23 protein-coding genes are annotated in these 19,824 nt (G+C 72.6%); 10 read left to right on the top strand and 13 right to left on the bottom strand.

All coding sequences use genetic code 11. From position 1 onward, the window contains the following. Window positions 1-77: 77 nt before the first annotated feature. The 6 genes from rpsN to NITAL_RS09840 are packed head-to-tail and all read right to left on the bottom strand — an operon-like array spanning window position 78 to window position 5,032. Window positions 78-386 (bottom strand): 30S ribosomal protein S14, encoded by a 309-nt coding sequence (gene rpsN / locus NITAL_RS09815; RefSeq protein ID WP_052666077.1) that lies wholly within the window; start codon window positions 384-386, stop codon window positions 78-80. A gap of 3 nt (window positions 387-389) precedes the next feature. Beyond that, window positions 390-698 (bottom strand): hypothetical protein, encoded by a 309-nt coding sequence (locus tag NITAL_RS09820; protein ID WP_052666078.1) that lies wholly within the window; start codon window positions 696-698, stop codon window positions 390-392. Continuing rightward, window positions 695-982, bottom strand: a complete 288-nt coding sequence (locus tag NITAL_RS09825; protein WP_052666079.1) for a hypothetical protein — start codon at window positions 980-982, stop codon at window positions 695-697. The genes NITAL_RS09820 and NITAL_RS09825 overlap by 4 nt, the downstream gene beginning before the upstream one ends. Then, window positions 979-2,244: an FAD-dependent oxidoreductase gene (locus NITAL_RS09830; RefSeq protein ID WP_169786804.1), complete on the bottom strand. Its 1,266-nt coding sequence runs from the start codon at window positions 2,242-2,244 to the stop codon at window positions 979-981. Before NITAL_RS09830 ends, NITAL_RS09825 begins: the two co-directional genes overlap by 4 nt. Further along, window positions 2,241-3,899 (bottom strand): nucleoside recognition domain-containing protein, encoded by a 1,659-nt coding sequence (locus tag NITAL_RS09835; RefSeq protein WP_083442136.1) that lies wholly within the window; start codon window positions 3,897-3,899, stop codon window positions 2,241-2,243. Before NITAL_RS09835 ends, NITAL_RS09830 begins: the two co-directional genes overlap by 4 nt. After that, window positions 3,896-5,032, bottom strand: a complete 1,137-nt coding sequence (locus tag NITAL_RS09840) for an NAD(P)/FAD-dependent oxidoreductase (protein WP_052666082.1) — start codon at window positions 5,030-5,032, stop codon at window positions 3,896-3,898. The genes NITAL_RS09835 and NITAL_RS09840 overlap by 4 nt, the downstream gene beginning before the upstream one ends. A 132-nt stretch (window positions 5,033-5,164) precedes the next feature. Here NITAL_RS09840 and NITAL_RS09845 point away from each other — a divergent pair, with 132 nt between their 5' ends. Continuing rightward, complete coding sequence (locus NITAL_RS09845) at window positions 5,165-5,530, top strand: HIT domain-containing protein (RefSeq protein WP_052666083.1); 366 nt, start codon at window positions 5,165-5,167, stop codon at window positions 5,528-5,530. Window positions 5,531-5,556: 26 nt separating this feature from the next. On the opposite strand, the gene NITAL_RS09850 is transcribed toward NITAL_RS09845, so the two are convergent. After that, a complete protein-coding gene (locus NITAL_RS09850; RefSeq protein ID WP_083441413.1) occupies window positions 5,557-6,357 on the bottom strand; it encodes a metal ABC transporter ATP-binding protein in 801 nt (266 codons plus the stop codon). A gap of 103 nt (window positions 6,358-6,460) precedes the next feature. Between NITAL_RS09850 and NITAL_RS09855 the strand changes: the two genes are divergently transcribed. Together NITAL_RS09855 and NITAL_RS09860 are read left to right on the top strand one after the other, a co-directional pair. Next, window positions 6,461-7,756 (top strand): metal ABC transporter solute-binding protein, Zn/Mn family, encoded by a 1,296-nt coding sequence (locus NITAL_RS09855; RefSeq protein ID WP_052666084.1) that lies wholly within the window; start codon window positions 6,461-6,463, stop codon window positions 7,754-7,756. Between the two features lie 83 nt (window positions 7,757-7,839). Continuing rightward, window positions 7,840-8,700, top strand: a complete 861-nt coding sequence (locus NITAL_RS09860) for a metal ABC transporter permease (RefSeq protein WP_211262311.1) — start codon at window positions 7,840-7,842, stop codon at window positions 8,698-8,700. 12 nt (window positions 8,701-8,712) lie between these two features. Here NITAL_RS09860 and NITAL_RS27980 read toward each other — a convergent pair whose 3' ends face one another. Beyond that, complete coding sequence (locus NITAL_RS27980; RefSeq protein WP_052666085.1) at window positions 8,713-9,147, bottom strand: Fur family transcriptional regulator; 435 nt, start codon at window positions 9,145-9,147, stop codon at window positions 8,713-8,715. A gap of 189 nt (window positions 9,148-9,336) precedes the next feature. Between NITAL_RS27980 and NITAL_RS26410 the strand changes: the two genes are divergently transcribed. The 5 genes from NITAL_RS26410 (at window position 9,337) to NITAL_RS09890 (ending at window position 14,058) form a co-directional block, all read left to right on the top strand. Then, the gene (locus NITAL_RS26410) at window positions 9,337-10,395 is read left to right on the top strand and encodes a peptidylprolyl isomerase (RefSeq protein ID WP_052666086.1); all 1,059 of its coding nucleotides are present in this window, start codon (window positions 9,337-9,339) and stop codon (window positions 10,393-10,395) included. Further along, complete coding sequence (gene mazG / locus NITAL_RS09875) at window positions 10,392-11,561, top strand: nucleoside triphosphate pyrophosphohydrolase (protein ID WP_052666087.1); 1,170 nt, start codon at window positions 10,392-10,394, stop codon at window positions 11,559-11,561. Before NITAL_RS26410 ends, mazG begins: the two co-directional genes overlap by 4 nt. Window positions 11,562-11,636: 75 nt before the next feature. Next, on the top strand, window positions 11,637-12,131 hold the full coding sequence (locus tag NITAL_RS09880; RefSeq protein ID WP_052666088.1) for a hypothetical protein: 495 nt from the start codon (window positions 11,637-11,639) through the stop codon (window positions 12,129-12,131). 131 nt (window positions 12,132-12,262) lie between these two features. Next, a complete protein-coding gene (gene eno / locus NITAL_RS09885; RefSeq protein ID WP_052669564.1) occupies window positions 12,263-13,549 on the top strand; it encodes a phosphopyruvate hydratase in 1,287 nt (428 codons plus the stop codon). Next, on the top strand, window positions 13,546-14,058 hold the full coding sequence (locus tag NITAL_RS09890; RefSeq protein ID WP_052666089.1) for an FtsB family cell division protein: 513 nt from the start codon (window positions 13,546-13,548) through the stop codon (window positions 14,056-14,058). Before eno ends, NITAL_RS09890 begins: the two co-directional genes overlap by 4 nt. Before the next feature lie 616 nt (window positions 14,059-14,674). On the opposite strand, the gene NITAL_RS09895 is transcribed toward NITAL_RS09890, so the two are convergent. After that, window positions 14,675-15,076 (bottom strand): type II toxin-antitoxin system VapC family toxin, encoded by a 402-nt coding sequence (locus NITAL_RS09895; protein WP_211262312.1) that lies wholly within the window; start codon window positions 15,074-15,076, stop codon window positions 14,675-14,677. After that, complete coding sequence (locus NITAL_RS09900; protein ID WP_052666090.1) at window positions 15,073-15,300, bottom strand: FitA-like ribbon-helix-helix domain-containing protein; 228 nt, start codon at window positions 15,298-15,300, stop codon at window positions 15,073-15,075. The genes NITAL_RS09895 and NITAL_RS09900 overlap by 4 nt, the downstream gene beginning before the upstream one ends. Before the next feature lie 156 nt (window positions 15,301-15,456). Here NITAL_RS09900 and NITAL_RS27195 point away from each other — a divergent pair, with 156 nt between their 5' ends. Beyond that, window positions 15,457-15,606, top strand: a complete 150-nt coding sequence (locus NITAL_RS27195) for a hypothetical protein (protein WP_157041742.1) — start codon at window positions 15,457-15,459, stop codon at window positions 15,604-15,606. 85 nt (window positions 15,607-15,691) lie between these two features. Here the strand turns inward: NITAL_RS27195 and NITAL_RS09905 are convergent, their stop codons facing one another. The 3 genes from NITAL_RS09905 to NITAL_RS09915 all read right to left on the bottom strand — a co-directional run bounded on the left by NITAL_RS09905 (window position 15,692) and on the right by NITAL_RS09915 (window position 19,072). Continuing rightward, a complete protein-coding gene (locus NITAL_RS09905; RefSeq protein WP_052666091.1) occupies window positions 15,692-16,813 on the bottom strand; it encodes a ferritin-like domain-containing protein in 1,122 nt (373 codons plus the stop codon). A gap of 144 nt (window positions 16,814-16,957) precedes the next feature. Beyond that, window positions 16,958-17,593, bottom strand: a complete 636-nt coding sequence (locus NITAL_RS09910) for a hypothetical protein (protein ID WP_052666092.1) — start codon at window positions 17,591-17,593, stop codon at window positions 16,958-16,960. Window positions 17,594-17,800: 207 nt separating this feature from the next. Next, window positions 17,801-19,072: a DUF2254 family protein gene (locus NITAL_RS09915; protein ID WP_052666093.1), complete on the bottom strand. Its 1,272-nt coding sequence runs from the start codon at window positions 19,070-19,072 to the stop codon at window positions 17,801-17,803. A gap of 286 nt (window positions 19,073-19,358) precedes the next feature. Between NITAL_RS09915 and NITAL_RS27985 the strand changes: the two genes are divergently transcribed. After that, window positions 19,359-19,742: a S1 RNA-binding domain-containing protein gene (locus NITAL_RS27985; RefSeq protein WP_052666094.1), complete on the top strand. Its 384-nt coding sequence runs from the start codon at window positions 19,359-19,361 to the stop codon at window positions 19,740-19,742. Window positions 19,743-19,824: the final 82 nt, after the last annotated feature.

Here is a 19,824-nt window from a genome sequence, read left to right on the forward strand (position 1 = left end):
GCCGTGAGCCGCTGACGTCGCACGGCCGGCGGCGTTCCACCTGAGGTTCGCCCCGAAGTGCTCGCTTCGCGGGGGCGCTACCAGCTGGCCTTGCGGATGCCGGGTAGCTCGCCGTTCAAGGCCTTCTCGCGGAAGGCGATGCGGTCCAGGCCGAACTGCTTGGACAGCACCCCGCGGGGGCGGCCGGTGGTGGCGCCGCGGTTGCGCAGGCGGGTCGCGCTGGCGTCGCGCGGCTGGCGCTGCAGCTCACGCTGGGCGTCGGTCTTCTCGGCCGCCGTCGAGTCCGGCGAGTTGATGATCGCCTTCAGTTCGGCGCGGCGGGCGGCGTAGCGTGCCACCACCTCACGGCGTTGGCGGTCGCGGGCGATCTTGCTGGTCTTGGCCACGGGTCAGCTCCTGGTCTCGGGTGGGTGGTCGGTCGGGTGGTGGTGTTCGGCGACGCTCTCGGCGAGGTGGGCGACCTGGACGCCGAGCGCGACGTCGCGCAGCACGTCGCGGACGTCGACGCCCCCGTCGAGCGCCTCGTCGGCGAGCAACTGCACCGTCGAGACGAGCGCGTCGAGGAACAGCTGCTGGTCGTCGCGCAGTGCGTCCCACGCGGTGGTCATCGCCGTTTCGACGTCGCCGGCCACGGCGGCGGTCGCGAAGGCCAACGCGTCCTCGATGGCACGCACGGTCGGGTCGATGGTCCGGGTCACGAGAGGTCGTCCTCCACCTCGGCGAGCGCGACCCCGAGTGCGATGTCGCGGACGATGGCGCCGACGTCGATCTCCAGCTCGGAGCACACGTCGGCGACGACGGTCCACAGGGCGCCTATCCCCTCGAGCGCACCGGTGGGATCGCGGTCGACCGCCTCGGCGGCGATCGCCGTCCCTCGCGCCCGGTCGTCGTCGAGCCAGCAGGTCACGGCCGCGACGACGTCGCGCAGCGGATCGTCGGATGGCTCGCCGCAGCGGGACCCGGACGCCGGCCCGCCGCTCACGATCGGCTCCGCGCGAGGCCGTCGCCGTGGACGCGCAGCGAGGCGGCCGAGCACGCGCCGGCGCCGGTGGCGATGCGGTCGGCGTCGACCGGGTCGTCACCCCGGAGGACGGCCGCCAACCGCAGCGCCGCACGTCGCTGGCCGACGAGGTTGCCGGCGGTCGGTCCCAGCACGAGCGAGGCGGCCGCGCCGACGAGGTGGACGCGGGTGCCGGGCCAGGACAGGTCGCGGTCGAGCTCCGGCATGCCGCCGACGACCGTCGCGCGACCGCCCGAGACGAGCGGGCGGCACAGCACGTCCCGTTCCACGTCGATCGCGCCGCCGGTGGCCAGCCACAGCGCGTCCGCGCGCACCGACCCGCCGCCCGAGTCGCGCACGCGCAGCCCCCGGTCGTCGGCCTCGACGTCGGTCAGCGTCACCCGCGACCGCAGCTCCAGCGCCCCGAGCTGCTCGCACCGCTCGAGCCGGCGCCGCATCCGGTGGGGGACGCTGCCACCACCACGCGCCTCGTCGATCGTGCGCCGACGCACGTGCGGATCGGGTTCGAGCTCGAACGGTCGCCGCTTGCTCGGTCCGAGCCAGCTCGGATGGGTGTCGAAGCGCCGGACCCGCAGGGCACGCCGGGTCAGCAGGGTCACCGTCGCGCCACGCTCGGCGGCACCGACGGCGAGGTGGGCGGCCGACAGACCGCCGCCGACCACCACCACGTGACCACCGACGGGCGTGGCGTCGAGGGTCGCGGCGTCGCCGCACGCGACCCGAGGGTCGTGTCCCACGAGCCGTCGGACGGCGGATGGCACGTTGGGGCGTCGGGCGTTGGTGGCCAGGACCAGGTGATCGGGCCGGCGGGTGCTGCCGTCGGCGAGGGTGACCGTCGGTGCCCCATCGCCGTCGACCTGCAGGCAGGTCGCCGAGGTCGCGGTCACCGCGTCCTCGAGGCGTTGGCGGTGCACGAGCTCGTCACAGAACCGGGCGAAGGACCGCGTGGAGGGCAGGTTGGTCCCGCCCGACGGCGTCAGCTCGTCGTGCGGCGTCGTGGCCAGCAACGCGAACGGATCGGGATGGGGGTGGTGGACGGCGGGGGAGCGCAGGTGAGGGATGTCCTGGGCGGCGAAGCGGCGGTGCCACGCGGCCATCCACCGGCCGGCGGGGTCGATCACCTCGAGGTCGACGGGGACCTGCTGGCAGGTCAGGACGGTGGCGATGGACAGCGCGGCGGGGCCGGCGCCGACCACCAGGACCTGGGGCGAGGATCCGGTCACGCGAGCACCGCCCGGCCGAGCCACGCGACGGCTGCCGCCAGCAGCAGCGCGCCGACGGCCTGCCGGCCGAGCAGCCGCGATGCGACCCGCCACCCGCGCTCCCGCGCGATGGTCAGCGAGGTGACCACGCACGGCACCAGCGCCCCGGCGAGCACCAACGCCGCCAGCAGCTGCGCGCCGTCGAGGGCTGCCAGGGTGCCGGGCTCGCTCAGGAGCAACGCCCCGTCCTTGCGCACCGAGGCGAGGACGATCGGGAGCGCCACCTCAGCTGGGAGACGCAGCGGTGCGAGCAGCGGTCCGACGCCGCGTGCCGCCAGGTCGAGCAGGCCGGTGGTCGCCAGCAGCGATGCTGCGACCGTGATCGCCACGAAGATGGGCAGGGCCCGCGACCCCGCGTGGTGGAGGGTGGTCCGTGCCTCGCGCCACACGTCTGCGAGGCGGGGCCGGACCAGGAACGCACGTCCGCTCAGCAGGTGCAGGTCGAGGTGTCCGCCGGCCGACCGCTGGGCCCTCGGCGTCAGCAACCGAGCGTGGACGAGCCCACCGAGCAGCAGCGCCGCGAGGTAGGGCACCACCAGACCGGGACGCTGGGCGGCGGCCAGGACCGCGAGGGCAGCGGCCAGCTGGTACGAGCACGCTGCACCGAACGCGATGGCGCCGATGGTCGGGTCCTGCGAGCACGACGAGCACGACCGGGTCGCGGTCACGGCCGGCACGTTGCACCCGTGGCCGGCGACGACGCGGACGAGGTCGCGTCCGGTCAGCCCGAACGGCCGCACGAGCGGGTGGGTCGCCGTCGTCAGCCGGTCGAGGAGCCCGGACGCCTTCAGCACCCCCAGCAGCAGCGCGAGCAGCACGATCGTCGGCAGCGCCCAGACCACCAGCAGCGGACCCATGGTCAGCAGCCCGTAGTCACCCGCCACCACGTCGGCAAGCGGCCACGGCAGTCCGGCGGCAGATGCAGCGAGGCGCTCGGTCACGTCGGATACGAGGGGATCGAGCCGGCCCGCGATCGCCAGAGCGGCGGCGACCGCGCCGACCGCCGGACCGAGCAGCAGGGCCAGGCCGAGGATCGGACCGAGCCCCCGGCGCTCCAGCAGCGTCGGTGGTGGTTCGACCCGCCACCCGACGCGAGCCAGCACGGGGCCGCGGGTGAACGTGCCGGGCGAGCCGAGCGCAGCACGCAGTTGCGGCAGTGCCGCATCCGCCCGGCGCGCGTCGAGCGGCACGAAGGCCACACCCGTGGCGGCGGCGACCGATGCCAGGGCCCGTCGGGCGGCGACGGTGTCCTCCACCCGGTCCCAACCGGTGACCGCGACCGCGCCACGGCGTCCGGCGACCAGCGGCAGCAGGGCCGCGAGCTCCTCGTCGAGGTGGGTGGCCCGCAGGACGAGCAGGATGTCGAGGTCACCGTGGGTGTCGAGCAGGTCGAGGGTGGCCCGGGTGGTGGCGCTGTCACCTCGGTGCAGGACCCCGGGGGTGTCGAGCCAGGTGCGGTCACGTCCGGGGTAGCGCTCGACGGTGAGCGTCGACCCCGCGACGTTCTCCGCGCGTGCCGAGGCGCCGGTCAGCGCCGCCACGAGGGTGGACTTGCCGGACGATTCCGGACCGACGAGCGCGACCGCTGGGGTCGTGGTGGCGGAGGCCCCCCTCAACAGGCGCACTCGCGCTCGCAGCACGAGAGGTCGTCGAGCAGGACGTTCCAGGCCGCGTGCTCGGCGAGCAGGGGAGCAGGGTCGACACCGAGGTCGGCGGCGATGGCGCCGGCCACGATGCCGAACCGCTGACGGAACTTGTAGACGAAGCAGAAGATCGCGCCGCGGTGGGCGAGCGCGGGGCCGGCCAGGAACAGGCCGGGCGTCACCGTGGACTCGTCCGCCTCCTCGCTGACGACGACGGTCCCCTCGTCGGTCCACGCGAAGCGGTCCCGGACGATGCTCAGCGAGCCGTCGAAGCCGGTGGCCAGCAGCGGGGGGCCGTCGCTGTGCCAGGTCTCGCCCGACGCACCGTGGACGGTGAAGCCCCGTCCCTCGCTGGTCACCGCGTCGACGGCGACGTCGCCGACGAGGGTCAGCTGCCCGGTCGCGTGGGCGAGGCGAAGTCGCCCGTGCGTGTAGGGGGCGAGCGCCTTGGAGGGGTCGCTGTCGATGACCTCCCACGGGGCGCCAGGGTCGATCACCGTCACCCGTCGCCCGCGGCCGACGAGCTGGCAGGCGGCGTCGATGCCCGATTCGTAGCCGCCGATCACGACGACGTCGTCACCCGGGTGGGCATCCCACCGCTGGATCTCGATCGTGGGGACGCACCGCTCCGCGCCGGGGAAGCCGTCCCGCCGGGGGTAGGCCGCCTCGCCCGCGGCCCAGACCACGTGGCTGGCGTGCAGCGGGTCGTCGCCGGCGACCTCGACCACGAGGTGGCCCGCCTCGTCGTCGCGACGCACGTCGGTCACGTCGACGCCACTGACGACCGTCAGCTCCTCGAGCTTGGCGACGGTCTCGAGGTAGTCGGCGTACCCGTCACCCGTCGGGTGCTCCTCGAGGAGGCTCAGCGCCGGGGAGGTGTCGAACGTGATGGCGTTCAGATCGACCGCGCCGAAGGCATTGCCCGTGAACGACGGGGTCAGCAGTCGCGTGCCCTCGGGCCACCGTCGGAACGAGGCGCCGACCCCGTGTCGGTCGACGATGGTCGCCTCGATGCCGAGCCGTCCGAGTGCGGCGGCCACACCGAGACCGGCGGGGCCGGCGCCGACGACGACGACGTCGTGCAACGTGGTGGCAGAGGTGGACACGGGAGAGCCGTCCTCGCGCCGGTGGGGCGCGTCTGGTTCCGGGAACGGTTCTCAACTTAGCGGTTCCTCGCGGTCCGGCAACTCGACCTACCCTGAGCGGTCGGTCTCGCCGCCTGCACCGAGGAGCACCCCGTGCCGAGCGACTGCCTGTTCTGCCGCATCGTCGCGGGGGACGACCATGCCGAGGTCGTGGGGCGCGACGAGGGCGTGGTGGCCATCCGCGACATCTTCCCGCGCGCGCCGTTCCACGTGCTGGTCCTCACCGAGCAGCACATCCCGTCGGCCGACGACCTGGACGACGAGCACGCGGGGCTGCTGAACGCCGCGTTCCGGCTCGCGCGCACGGTGGCCGCGGAGGGCGACACCGCGGACGGCTACCGCATCGCCACGAACGTCGGCAGCCTCGGTGGCCAGGCCATCCCGCACCTGCACCTGCACGTGCTGGGGGGTCGCCAGCTCGGCCACATCGACTCCGGCGAGCCGCCGCCCGCCGCCTGACACCGACGTGGCGCGGCCGGATCGCCTCAGAGCTGGTCGTGGTGGCGGTGGTCGTGGTGGTGTGACTCGTCGAGGACGAGCGTCCCGTCGCCGAGGACGTGGGCGTGGGCCCCGTAGGCCTTCGCCAGGACCTCCGGCCGCAGCACCTCGTCCGGCGTCCCGCAGGCTACGAGCCCGGTGTCGAGCAGGACGACCTGGTCGGCGAGGCCCGCGGTTCCGACGTCGTGGGTGGTCAGGATCACGGTCCGGCCCGCGGAGGCCTCGACGCGGATCACGTCGGCGATGACGTCCTGGGTGACGAGGTCGAGCCCGGTGATCGGCTCGTCGAGCAGCAGCACCTCCGCCCCCTGGGCCAGTCCCTGGGCGACGTACGCCCGCTGGCGCTGCCCCCCGGACAGCTCGACCAGCTGCCGCGACTCGATGTCGCGCACGTGGAGGCGGTCGATGGCCGCGTCGACGGCCGCGCGATCCTCGGCGGTGAGCCGCCGGAACCAGCCGCGACGCCCGTAGGCACCCATCCGGACCGTCTCGCGCACCGTGAGGGGGACGGCGGCGTTGGCGCTGGTGGTCTGCAGCACGTGGGCGACCCGGCGACGCCCGTTGGTCGGACGGCGGCCGAGGACCTCCACCGTGCCCGTCGTCGGCTCGAGCAGGCCGGACAGCGTGCCGAGGAGCGTGGACTTCCCCGAACCGTTGGGGCCGATGATCGCCGTGACGCTGCCCGTCGGTGTCTCGAGGTCGAGGTCGCGCACCGCCGTGTGGCCACCGTAGGTGACCGTCAGGCCGCGGCAGCGGACCGCGGGAGGGGGAACGTCGAGGAGGGGCACAGCCGTCTCCGGTGCGCGCGAACTGGCGGTGTCGGAACGGTTCCCATAACCTCTTCGGGACCGACATCCGACCGTACCTCACCTCAACGGACCGAGTTCCCTCATGCTCCGCTTCGCACGTTCCCCGCGCCGCCTGCGCCCGCTCGCCGCTGCCGCGGCCCTCCTGCTCGTCGCGAGCGCCTGCGGCGACGACAGCGAGCCCACCACCCCCGAGACGGAGGACGCCGCGAGCGACGCGGTCGAGCCGGTCCGCGTCGTGGCCACCACCTCGATCCTCGGCGACGTCGTCGCTCAGCTCGTCGGCGACGACGGTGAGGTCACGGTGCTGATGGGGCCGGGCGTCGACCCGCACGCCTACGCGCCGTCGGCCCGGGATGCCGCCACGATGCAGGAGGCCGACCTGGTCGTGGCCAACGGGCTGCAGCTCGAGGAGTCCCTGGTCTCCACCCTCGAAGCCACGGCGGAGGCCGGTGTCCCGGTCTTCGAGCTGGCGCCGCTGGTCGACCCGATCGAGTTCGACGAGGACTTCCACGGCCACGACCACGGTGACGACGATCACGGTCACGACGATGATCACGGTCACGACGATGACCACGGGCACGACGACGACGATGATCACGGTCATGACGACGACGATGACCACGGGCACGACGACGACGATGACCACGGGCACGACGACGATGATCACGGTCACGACGATGACCACGGGCACGACGACGATGACCACGGTCACGACGATGACCACGGTCACGACGACGATGACCACGGTCACGACGATGACCACGGTCACGAGGACGATGACGACCACGGTCACGAGGACGACGACCACGGCCACGCGCACGGTCCCGAGGACCCGCACGTCTGGTTCGACGCGGAGCGCATGGCCACCGGCATCGAGCTGCTCGCTGCCGAGCTCGCCGAGGTGGCACCGCAGATCGACGCCGCCGAGTGGGCGGCCCGGGCCGAGGCCTACAACGAGCAGCTGCGCGAGGTCGACGCCGAGCTGGCCGAGGCCTTCGCCGCCGTGCCGGACGACCGTCGGGTCATCGTGACCAACCACGACGCGCTCGGGTACCTCGCGGCCCGCTACGACCTCGAGGTGGTCGGCACGGTCATCCCCGGCTCGTCCACCCAGGCCGAGGCCAACCCCCAGCAGTTCGCCGCGCTGATCGACACCGTGGAGGAGCGCGACGTCCGGGTCGTGTTCGCCGACAACACCGACTCGGTCCGCCTGGCCGAGCAGCTCGCCACCGAGACGCTCGGGCGCACCGACATCGAGCTCGAGGTCGTCCAGGTCGCCACCGACGCCCTGGGTGAGCCCGGGAGTCCCGCCGACACCTACCTCGGTCTGTTGCGCGAGACCGGGACCACCATCGCGACCACGCTGGCCGCCAGCTAGCGGCTCGTGCGACCGGGGGGAGCGGGGGCGCCGTACGGTGCCCCCGCTCGACTCGTCACCACCCGGAGCCCGAGAGGTCGGCCGTGCTGGAGCTGCTCGTCGAACCGTTCGGGTTCGTCTTCCTGCGCAACACCCTCTACGCGGGGCTGTTCACCGTCGTGGCCAGCTCCCTGATCGGCACCTGGGTGGTGCTGCGCGGCATGTCCTTCATGGGGGACGCGCTGGCGCACGGGGTGCTGCCGGGCATCGCCGTGGCCTACATCGTCGGCGGCAACCTGCTGCTCGGCGGAGCGATCTCGGCGGGCCTGATGATCGGCGGGGTGAGTCTGGCGTCGGCCCGCAGCCGGCTCGGCGAGGACGTGTCGATCGGTCTGCTGTTCGTCGGCATGCTCGCGGCGGGGGTCGCGATCATCAGCAAGGGCGGTGCTTACGCCGGCGACCTGACCACGATCCTCTTCGGTGAGCCGCTCGGTGTCCGCCCGAGCGACGTCCGCGTCGCCGGGGTGGCCGCGGTCCTCACCCTCGTGGCGACGGTCGTGCTCTACCGGCCGTTCCTGGTGCTGTCGTTCTCCCGATCGAAGGCGCAGGTGCTCGGGCTGCGTCCCGGGTTGGCGCACCTGGCCATGCTCGCGCTCATCGCCGGCGTGATCATCGCCTCCTTCCGCACCGTCGGGACGCTGCTGGTCTTCGCCCTGCTCGTGGCCCCGCCCGCCACGGCAGCGCTCGTCGCGCGCCGGGTCCCGGTGATGATGGCGGTCGCGATCGGGGTCGGCTCACTCGCCGTCGTCGCCGGCCTGATCGTCAGCTACCACGCGGCGACGGCCACCGGTCCCACCATCGCGGGCCTGGCGGTCCTGACCTTCTTCCTGGTGCTGGCCGGGGTCGAGGTCCGGGACCGGATGGCGCGCCGTCGGGCCGTCGGTCGCGGCACGGTCGCGGCCTGAGCCGCCCGTCGCTCAGCCGCAGTCCCCGCAGGTGCCCACCAGCTCGAGGTGGTGGGCGTCGACGGCGAAGTCCCGGTCGCGCTGGGCGGTGGTGACCGCCTCGTGCAGCGCCTCCTCGACCTGGTCGGGGAGGGTGATGTCCTCGATGCCGCCGCACGCCGAGCAGACCAGGTGGTGGTGGTGCTCGGACAGCTCCTCGGCGAGCTCGAAGCGTCCGGTGTCGTCGGTGGAGGTCAGGCGTCGGACCGCGCCGGCCTGCTCGAGGATCGCCAGGTTGCGGTAGATGGACGACTGCGACTGACGCGCACCCATGCCGATCAGCTCGGGGATGGTCACGGGTCGGCCCGCATCGACGAGCAGGTCGACGAGCTGTCGGCGGCCGAGGGTGTAGCGCTGGCGACTGCGGCGCAGCTGACCGTCGACGGTACGGTGGATCTCGGTGGTCACGGGAGCTCCCGGGTCACACGGTGCGCCCGGTCCCGGACGCGTCGACACCGTACCATCCGTTCCGAGAACGGATGGGAACCGTGGGGCCGCCCCCACGCCCTTTCAGTACACTGCCCGGTCGGTCGGGCCTGCGCGCCCGACCCTCTCCTGCGGCGGTCCGCCGCGTCCCGTCCACCTCGGAGTTCTTCCGTGCGCACCCTCCTCCGCCCGTTGGCGGTCCTCCTCGCCGCCGTCCTGCTCGCCGCCTGCGGCGACGGGGGCGGTCTCGGCACCCGGGCTGCCACCGTCAACGGCACCGACATCCCCCGCGAGCTGCTCGAGCGCATCGTGGAGTCGCAGATGGCCGGCGACGGTGTCCCGACCGAGGCCGACGAGCGGGCCGAGCTGGCCGCCGACGTGCAGCGCAACGTGCTCTCGACCCTCATCGGCATCGAGATCGTCGCCGACCTCGCCGAGCGCGAGGGCATCGAGGTGACCGACGAGGAGATCGACGCCGCGTTCGAGGAACAGATCGAGGTGTTCGAGGAGCAGGCTGCCGCGACCGGGCAGGACCCGGACTTCAACGCCTTCCTCGAGACGATCGGGCTGACCGAGGAGGAGTACCGCGACCTGATCGTCGCTGACGTCGTCCGTCGTGAAGCGCTGACCGAGCGCTACAGCGAGGAGGTCACCGACGAGGCCGTCCGAGCCGCCTACGACGAGCAGGCCGAACCGCAGGTCGACGCGCGTCACATCCTGGTCGAGACCGAGGAGGAGGCGCTCGACGCCATCTCGCGCATCGAGGGTGACGAGGACTTCGCCGAGGTCGCCGCCGACGTGTCGCTCGACGGGTCCGGTCAGGATGGCGGCAACCTCGGGGTCTCGCCCCCGAGCCGCTACGTCCCCGAGTTCGCGGAGGCGGTCACCGACGCCGAGGTCAACGAGCTCATCGGCCCGGTCGAGACCCAGTTCGGCTTCCACGTGATCGAGGTGCTCGAGCAGGTCGATCCGGCACCGTTCGAGGAGGTCGAGCCGCAGATCCGCGCCCAGCTCCAGCAGGCGGCCGAGCAGGACCCCGAGCTGATGGCCCTGTTCGAGGACGCGTTCACGACCGCCGAGGTCGAGGTCGCCTCGGGCCTCGGGACCTGGGACGCCACCAGCGGCCGGGTCGTGGACGACAGCGAGCCCGTCGGTGAGGGACGCGACCAGCCCGCCGAGGGCGAGCTGCCCGAACTGCCCGAGGGCGAGCTGGAGCTCGAGCAGGAGTGATCGACGCCACGGCCACCGTCGTCCTCGTCGAGACCGACGCGGGACTGCCCGGCCTGCTGCCGTTCCAGGCGTGGGACGCGCTCGGCACCGCCGACCGGGTGCTGCTGCGCGACCCCGACCGGCACCCGTCCGCCCCGCACCTGCACTTCGCGGGCCTGGACCTGGTGGCCCTCGAACCCGCCGAGCTCGAGCGCGGCGACCTCGACCTGAACCGGCCGGGCGGCCCGACCGAGCGCAAGCTCGCTAAGGCGTTGATCCAGCAGGCCCAGGCCACCGGGCGCGTGGTCTACCTGCTCGGGCCCGACGACGGGCAGCTGCCCGTCGCCGTCGGATCGGCAGCGCAGCCCACCGGTGTCGAGGTCGAGCTGGTCTTCCTGGCGCAGCAGCCGGCCGGCGTCGAGGTGCTGCGCCTCGTTGAGGTGATGCGCCAGCTGCGCCACCCCGAGACCGGCTGCCCGTGGGACCTCGAGCAGGACCACGCCTCGCTCGTCCGCTACCTGATCGAGGAGACCTACGAACTGGTCGACGCCATCGAGAGCGGCCAGGACGTCGATCTGGTCGAGGAGCTCGGTGACGTGCTCCTCCAGGTGGTCTTCCACGCGCAGGTCGGTGCCGACCGTCGCGCCTTCACGATCGACGACGTGGCCCGCGGCATCGCCGACAAGCTCGAACGTCGCCACCCCCACGTCTTCGCCGATGGTGACGCGTCCACGGCCGACGAGGTCCAGGCCAACTGGGACCGCCTCAAGCAGGACGAGAAGTCCCGCGAGGGTCCCTTCGACGGCGTGCCGGACGCGCTGCCGGGTCTGGTGCTGCTCGAGACGTTGCAGCGCAAGGCCGCCAAGCGCGGCTTCAGGTGGTCGGACCTGTCGGGTCCGGCCGCGCACATCCGCGAGGAGCTGGCCGAGATCGAGGCCGCCGTCGAGCAGGGTGCCGGTCACGACGAGGTCACCGGCGAGGTCGGGGACCTGCTCGGCGCGGTCGTGGCGCTGGCCCGCCAGCTCGACGTCGATCCGGACGCGGCTGCCCGCGCTGCGGCCCGCACCTTTCGCACCCGGTTCGAGCTGGTCCTGCACGAGGCCGCGCGCCGCGACCTCGACGTCGACGCGCTCGGTCGCGACGACTGGCTCGAGCTGTGGCAGCAGGTCAAGGATGGCGGCGCCTGACAGCGCCGCGTCGCCTGCGGGTGGCCTGGCTAGGCTCGCCGCCAGCCACCGCCGGCGACCCCGGGAGCGACCCCCGTGCCACCTGAGCAGTGCCCCGAGTGCGGCCGCTTCCTCAAGCGCGCCCTCGTCGACGGTCTCGCCGATGCTCCCGCTCCCTGCCCCAAGTGCGGTGTCGAGCTGACTGCCGCCATGTTCGGTGCAGCGGCGGTGGCGGCGCCAGCCCTCGCGGTCGACCCGCTCGTGCCGGGCGTCGCCGCGGAGACGCCGGTGCCCGACCCACTCCCGCTGCCGCTCGCATCCTCCGTGCGCCCCCCCGACCTCGAACCGGACGAGGTCCGTGGTGGACCCGACCCGCTCGAGGGGTGGGACGCCGGCGTCCCGACGGGTTCCGCCGCGATCGTCGACCAGCGCCCGTTCCCCATCGACGCCGCGGTCGTCGCCGGTGCGGCGCTGCTCGGAGCCGCGCTCGGCGCCACCCTCGGGCGACGCCCGGTGCGTGACGCCACCCTGGCGGCCTTCGGCGGTGCCGTGGGCGCCGGTCTCGTCCGACGCATCTGGCAGCTGCCCTGAACCGAACCTGCCGTCGCCTCGTGTCGCCTCGTGTGGCCGATGTTGCGGCGGTCCTGCATCGTTGTCAACGGTGAGCGCGTGCCGTACCGTCGCGCGCGCTCGCCCTGCCCCGTGAGGTGACCCCTGTGGACGTGACCACCATCGAGCTCGTGCGAGCCCGCGAGATCCTCGACAGCCGCGGCAACCCGACCGTCGAGGTCGAGGTCGGCCTCATCGACGGCTCGTTCGGGCGGGCCGCCGTGCCCTCCGGCGCATCGACCGGCGAGTCCGAGGCTGTCGAACTGCGTGACGGAGGTGATCGCTACCTCGGCAAGGGCGTCCAGCAGGCCGTCGCCAACGTCCACAAGACCATCGCGCCGGCCCTGATCGGCCGCGACGCGACCGAGCAGCGTGCCATCGACGCGCTCATGATCGACCTCGACGGCACCGACAACAAGGCCGCGCTCGGCGCCAACGCCGTCCTCGGCGTGTCGCTCGCAGTGGCCAAGGCTGCCGCCCAGGCGACCGGCCTGCCCCTGTACGCCTACCTCGGTGGACCGAACGCCCACCTGCTGCCGGTCCCGATGATGAACGTCATCAACGGCGGCAGTCACGCGGTCTCCAGCGTGGACTTCCAGGAGTTCATGATCGCGCCCATCGGCGCACCCACTTTCAGCGAGGCCCTGCGCGTCGGCACCGAGGTCTACCACCGGCTCAAGAAGGTCATGGTGGACCGCGGCCTGTCCACCGGCCTCGGTGACGAGGGCGGGTTCGCGCCCGACCTGCCGTCGAACTCGGCCGCGCTCGACCTGCTCGTCGAGGCCATCGAGGCGGCCGGCTACACCCCCGGTAGCGACGTAGCCCTCGCGATGGACCCCGCCACCAGCGAGCTGTTCCGCGACGGTGCCTACCACCTCGAGGGTGAGGGTCGGACCCTCAGCAGCGAGGAGATGGTCGACCTGTGGGCCGACCTCGTGGACCGCTACCCGATCGTGTCCATCGAGGACGGCCTCGACGAGGGTGACTGGGACGGGTGGAAGCTGCTCACCGAGCGTCTCGGCGACCGCGTGCAGCTGGTCGGCGACGACCTCCTCGTGACCAACCCGGCCTTCGTCCAGCGAGGCATCGAGGAGAAGGCCGCCAACAGCGTCCTGGTGAAGGTCAACCAGATCGGATCGCTGAGCGAGACCCTCGAGGCCGTCCAGCTCGCCCACCGTGCCGGGTGGACCACCATGATCAGCCACCGGTCGGGCGAGACCGAGGACGCCACCATCGCCGACATCGCGGTGGCCGTGAACGCCGGCCAGATCAAGACTGGCGCGCCGGCCCGCTCCGACCGGGTCGCCAAGTACAACCAGCTGCTCCGCATCGAGGAGGAGCTCGGCGACGCGGCCCGCTACGGCGGCGACACCGCGTTCGCCAGGTTCCGACGCACGTGACCGGGGCCCCGCGCCGCGCGCCGCACGCCGACGCCCCGTCGGTGAGCCGGTCGCGGCGCGCCCCCGCACCGATCCTGGCGCTCACCGGCGCCCTCCGCGGGATCGGTCGGGCGGCCAGGAACGCCTGGGTCGAGGCGCGGTCCGGTGAACGGCCGATCCTCGTGGTCCTGGTGATCGCGCTGGGCCTCGCCGTGGTCATGCTGTCGGGACCCTTCGAGCGGTACGCCGATGGGCGGGCCCGGGTCGAGGCGACCCGCAGCACCGCCGACACGCTCGACGAGGAGATCGCTCGCCTCGAACGTCGCGTCGAACACCTCGAGGACCCGGCCAACCTCGAACTGCTCGCCCGCGAGCAGCAGGGCATGATCCGGCCCGGCGAGGTCGCCTACACCCTCGTGCCGCCGCAGGTCGACCGCCCGGTCATCTCCGCCCCCCGCGGCGGCGAGGCCGAGGCGGCCGCACCCCCGTGGTACGCCCGCGCCTGGGACACCGTCCGCTCCTGGTTCTGACTCCTCGGCGCTCCCGCGCCGACCCGTCGAAGCGTGCGGATGCGGCGGCTGTGCCCACCTTGCCGCGGTGCCGCAGCGCCTCCGCTGAGCCGTCACGAAGGGCAGTTCCTGGCGCCTGACAGCCAGGAACTGCCACAAGCACGGCGTGCTTCGCCAGCGTCGGCGACAGTTGCTGGCGCCCAGCAGCCAGGAACCGTCACGCGACGCTCGGAGCGCCGAGGTGCGCCGGCTGCGGATAGGGGTGGCGACGTGCGCGACGGTGCGTCCTTCGGCACGCCCGGTCCCAGGAACTGGGCTGGAGCCCAGGTTCTGGTGGGTCGGAGCGCATCGTGCGTGCCGCCGTGACCGTTCTCTGGGCTGGAGCCCAGTTCTTGGTGCAACGCCCGGATCCGCCAGGGGGTTGCGGCGGTGCTGGGTACGTCGGTAGGCCTGGGTTCCTGTGCGATGCCGCGGCATCGCTCCAGTGGGAGACCACCCGTGCAGCGGGGGCCACGAGCACCTCGATGTGCGCCTCGTCACCCGCTGGGCTCGTCAGCGCCCGCTGCCGCGACCTGGCCACCACGCCCGTAGGCTTCAGGTGCTGGGCGCAGGACCCCGCCGGGGTCGGGTTGCGCCACTACCCGGCGAGCTGGACCGCGAGGTCCGGGACTGCTCGGGCGAGGCGTTCATCGGTTGTGAGCAACGCGGAACCCAGATGGCGGGCGGCCGCCACGTACAGGGCATCCCGCGCAGCGATGTTGTCCCGCATCCGCCACGCAGCGTCCAGCATCGCGCCGCTGATCGGGACACGCCGGACGTCGAGCTGTGCGAGGCGTGACAACAGCTCGCCGACTTCGGCGGTCGTGAGCTCTCCCGCGCGCTGGAGCCGTGCCAAGCCCGAGAAGGCCTCGGCATCCAGATGTGCCACGGAGAGCAACGTCGCGTCGGTGTCGGCGACCAGCCTGTGCCGGACGCGTTCCCCGGCATCACTGCGAACGAGAAGGTCGATGACCGCGGTCGCATCCATGACGTAGATCACGGAAGCTCATCGCGGGCGTCGCGGATCGCGGCGGCCCCCGAGATGTCCCGGTGCCGTGGCAGCTCATCGAGCTGGGTGAGCCAGTCGGACAGCGGAGGGACCGCTGTCGAGCGTTCGAGGAGGCGTGCGACGTAGCTCTGAAGGCTGACGCCAGCCTCATGCGCGCGCCGCTTCAGCTCGTCGTGCGTCTCGGGTGAGATCCCGCGGATCAGCAGATCGCCCATCACTTCCCTCCAGTGATATCAGGATGATAGCCAACGGTGGCGGTCGTGCGCGCGGGTCCGATGAAGGGGTCCGACCGAACCGCTCGAGGCCTCGCCCCGTCCCTCGTCAGCGAGCGCGAGTAGCGTGCTCTCTGGATGCGCGAGCGGGAGGGTCGCATGGAGATCGCGCTGGTCGTGTTCGGCGTCGCCATCGTCGCGCTGCTCTGGCGGTTGATCTCAGCCGTTGAACGGATCGAGGATGAGGTCGTCGCCGCCCGTCGGCATCCGCCAGCCGATCCCCGCAGCGGAGACCGCCGAGGGACCTGACCGGCCCCGTGCTGGCGGTCTCGGCTCAGGAGGCGCCGCACCGGCCATCGGCGCATCACGCCCGGGCCCCGGGGCGCTGCGGCGGCTAGTCCGCGGCGGCGATCGTGGCGGCGATCTCGGCGCCCCGTGAGCCGTCGCTCGGGGTGTCCCGGCCTTCCCCGCGGGCGGCGATGAGCGCCTCGACCTCCTCGGCGATGCGCTCGTCACCCTCCGACAGCTCCTCGACGTCGAGGTCCTGGAACTGCAGCACGCCCATGTCCTCGTAGGCGCGCTGGACGTTGTCACCCCACAGCCCGATGTCCTTGACCGTCGGTACCACGCGGCTGAACAGGGCCTTGCGGAACTCGGTCATCATCTGGTGGCGGTCGACGTACGCGGTGAGCTCGTCGGCGTCGTAGCCGAGCGTCTCCCACACCTCGCGGGCCAGGAAGCGGTCGCGCAGCAGGTAGGAGGCCTCGACGACGAACTCCTCGCGCTCGGCTCGTTCGGCCTCGGTGAGCTCGGCGTACGCGTCCTTCAGCGCCAGTCGCCCGAACGCGATGTGGCGAGCCTCGTCCTGCATGACGTAGGCGTTGATGGACTTGGCCAATGGATCGCCGGTGAAGTCACGGATCATCGAGAACGCCGCGAGGGCCACCCCCTCGATCATCACCTGCATCCCGAGGTAGGTGAAGTCCCACCGGCCGTCGGTGATGGTCTGGTCGAGCAGGCTCTTGAGCGAGTCGTTGATGGGGTAGGCGAGCTGGAGCTTGTCGTGCAGGAAGCGCGAGTAGGTCTCCACGTGCCGCGCCTCGTCCATGGTCTGGGTCGCGGCGTAGAACTTGCTGTCGATGTCGGGCACGGTTCCGACGATCTTGGCCGAGCACACCAGCGCCCCCTGCTCACCGTGCAGGAACTGCGAGTTGGTCCACGCCATGTAGTGGTGTCGGACCTCGTCCTTCTCGGCGCGCGAGAGCTTCTCCCAGGTGGCCGAACCGAAGATCGGCACGATCTCGTCGGGGGCCACGCTCTGATCGGTCGGGTCGGGGTCGTGGGACCAGTCGATGCGGTGCACCGCATCCCACTGCTTGTCCTTGCCCTTCTGGTACAGGTTCAGCATGCGCTCGCGGCCCGCCTGGTAGTCCCAGGTGAACGCCACAGTCGATGCCACCCCCGGGATCTGCCACCCCGTGGCCTCGACGGGAACGGCGTAGGTGTGGGTCTCCACGGAAGGCTCCCTGCGGTCGGCGTGCGCCGTCTTGCCGAGGCGCGTGACAACTGAACGCCAAACGTCACACCGTCCGCAACGGCTTCTCGTGGGAGCGCAGGTGGCGTCCCGCGCACCGCGCATGCCGTCTGCCGCGCCGGAGGCTCAGTGCTGGTCGGACCCCCGACCCCTGGTGACGCGTCCGCCGTGGCCGTCGCGGCCGGTGCGCTGACCCTCGGGGACGACCGGGGTGCCGGTGTCGGACGGCCGCGCGAGCGAGCCGGCGTCGCCCACGATCGGGTGGCGCGAGTCGAGCAGCGTCGCGCCGCGCGACTCGAGGTGCTCGGCGACCTTCTCGCGGTCCTGCTGGACCTCGATGGTCAGCAGGCGCAGGTCGTGTCCCTCGCAACCCGTGATGTCGATGACCTCGTCGGGCAGCGGGTCCTCGCGCTTGGCGAGCTGTGCACCCCGGGCCCACCCGAACGCAGCCCCACCCCACCCGAACCCGAAGCCGAGCAACAGGGCGGTCCACGGCAGGAACTCGCGGAGACCGGGCACCGCGAAGGCCACCGCGACACCGACCAGCGCGCCGAGCAGCGCGGTCACCACGAGCAGGCCCGAGCTCGCGCGCCACACGTGGTGGAAGTGCCGGTCGGCCTCCTCGTCGCGGTACGTGGCGGGCGGAGGTGTCCGGCTGTCGACACGCAGGACGCCCGCCCCGGACAGCTCCTCGAGCTCGCGCCGGAGGGTGTCCGCGTCCGCCGCTGGGACCAGTGCTCGGACGGTGTGCTGCTTGGCCACGGCGTGACTCCTCGGTGTCTGCGGGGTCGTGCCTCGCCACCCCAGCACACCGCACCGCGAGGCTCGTTGCCACCGGTCCGGGCCGACCCACCGACCGTGTCCTCGGCCCTTGCGGTGGACGGATGGGCGGGCCGCACCGGGGGGTCGTCAAGGTCAGCACGTCGGGGTACCCGCCGGTCGGCGGTGGCCGACCGGTGACCGGGATGCTCATCGACTCGGCAGACGGGCTCGGTGCTCGTCGTTCGCTGATCGCGTCGCGCCCGATCCCCGGATCGCACGGACCGTCGCGTCGTCGCCGACCTCCTGCGCGCGTTCGGTGAGGCGTCGCAGCAAGGTCTCGATGGCGCGTGCCGTCGCGGGATCGGCGACGACCTGGCCGCGCAAGCGTTCGGCGGCCCGGCCGACATGGTCGGCCACGGTGGGCTGGACGACGGCCGTCAGGCTCCGGTCGCCGTCGCGCACGTGGCCCGTCGGCAGGCCACGCTGGACGAGCCGGCCGAGCAACGCGTCGAGGTAGTGCAGCGCCTCTCGTGCGGTCGCCACGTCGGCGCCCGGTCCGGCGGCGTGCTGGACGACATCGGTCAGCTCGTCGATCGAGAACGCGAGGTCGCTCTCGGGGTCACGCACCCGGCCGACCTCGATCGCAGCGCGGAGCTTCTCGGCGGTGGTCTCCTCGACCGGTGCGTCGACGGTCAGCAGCGTCTGACCCGGAGCGACGAACGTGCCGGGGGTCACCAGGAGCTCGGCGCCTGCGTCGGGCGGCAGGAGCGCGACGATCCCCGGGCGGTCGACCCGCCTGACCCAGCCGAGGGTCTCGGCGTCGATGGCACGCACGGGCTCGTGGGGCCGGCTCGACGGCGGGTCGTCGGCGAGCCGGGTGGTCTCCTCCAGGGTGCGCAGGCCACGATCGGCGAGCTGGTGGATGAGGTCCGAGGTGTCGAGGCGCAGCGACGCGTGCCGGACGGCCAGGAGGATGCCGAGCAGCGCGACGACGACCGTCGCGAGGGCGAGCACGGTCGCGACGGGGGGCACGCCGCCATCGTCGGCGGCCGGTGAGGCGATGGCGACGGTGACGAGGAGGCTGAACGCACCGATCATCCAGCCGGCGATCGCGTGTTGGAAGCCGTCGTCGAGGAACGAGGACAGCGTCCGAGCGTGGAAGACACCGGCGACGAGCCCCACGACGATCGAACGCATCCAGAGGGCGAACACCGCGATCGTCAGGGACGCTCCGGTGAGGGTGATCACGAGGCTCCGGACCCGCGTCGGGGCGAACGGCAGCGACCAGCCGATCGCGGCGTCCAGGGCGAGTGCACCGCTGGCGACGAGCACGCCGACCACGGCGCCGCCCGCGCCGCGCGCCGCGAGCCGGACGAAGGCGCGCGCGAGCGACCCCGTCATGGGGGCACGTGCGCCGAGCAGCGCGCGCAGACGCCTGCGCGGCTGCAGCGAGGTGACCCGCCGGTCTCGTTCGAGCATGGTGCCCCACGACGGAGGGGCCGTGAGCCTGGGGCCCGAGCGGGACCGCGACAGCCGATCGGGCCGTGCGTCCGGCCACCGTCGTGGGCGACTCCTCGGCGGCGGTCTTGCTGTCTGGGGGCCGGCTCCGTACCGTGGTGCAGTTCTACCGCCGGTCCGCGGACCGGTTCCGCGCGCCCCGCCTTCGCTCCCGCCCAGGTGGGCCTACCGCACGTTCGGTCACCGCTCGGTGGCCACGACCGGGTCTCACGGTGCTGCGCGCGCACCCCCGACGGCCCACAGGGAGTTGATCGCACTGCAGGGACAGATCGTCAAGGGCAAGGTCGTCCGACTCGAGGAGTACGGCGCGTTCGTGGAGGTGACCACCGAGGACGGCGGCGCCGTCACCGGACTGGTGCACGTCTCGGAGGTCTCCACGGAGTTCATCGAGAACATCTACGCCGAGCTCGCCGAGGGGGACGAGGTCGAGGTCAAGATCCTCGACGTCAAGGAGGACGGCAAGGTCGACCTCTCCATCAAGCGAGCGGATCCGGACTGGCAGGAGGAGGAGTCCGTCAACCTGCGGTCCAAGCTCGACAAGGACTTCAACAAGCGTCTGCGCCGCTTCATGCACAAGTCGCAGATGATCCAGGGTGAGGCGCGCCGGCAGAAGCGCGGTCGCATCGAGTGACGGACGCCCCGAACCCGGACGCTGACGCCCGGGGTCCGGGAAGGCGAACGTCGTCCGGCCGCCGGTCCTCGGTGGCCCGGTC

Origin of the sequence: Nitriliruptor alkaliphilus DSM 45188 (assembly GCF_000969705.1) — a bacterium.
Taxonomy (GTDB): domain Bacteria; phylum Actinomycetota; class Nitriliruptoria; order Nitriliruptorales; family Nitriliruptoraceae; genus Nitriliruptor; species Nitriliruptor alkaliphilus.

Coding starts and splice junctions, on each gene's coding strand:
- NITAL_RS09915 (WP_052666093.1), bottom strand. CDS start 19,072: ATGCTCGAACGAGACCGGCGGGTCACCTCGCTGCAGCCGCGCAGGCGT.
- NITAL_RS09855 (WP_052666084.1), top strand. CDS start 6,461: ATGCTCCGCTTCGCACGTTCCCCGCGCCGCCTGCGCCCGCTCGCCGCT.
- NITAL_RS27195 (WP_157041742.1), top strand. CDS start 15,457: ATGGAGATCGCGCTGGTCGTGTTCGGCGTCGCCATCGTCGCGCTGCTC.
- NITAL_RS09900 (WP_052666090.1), bottom strand. CDS start 15,300: ATGGGCGATCTGCTGATCCGCGGGATCTCACCCGAGACGCACGACGAG.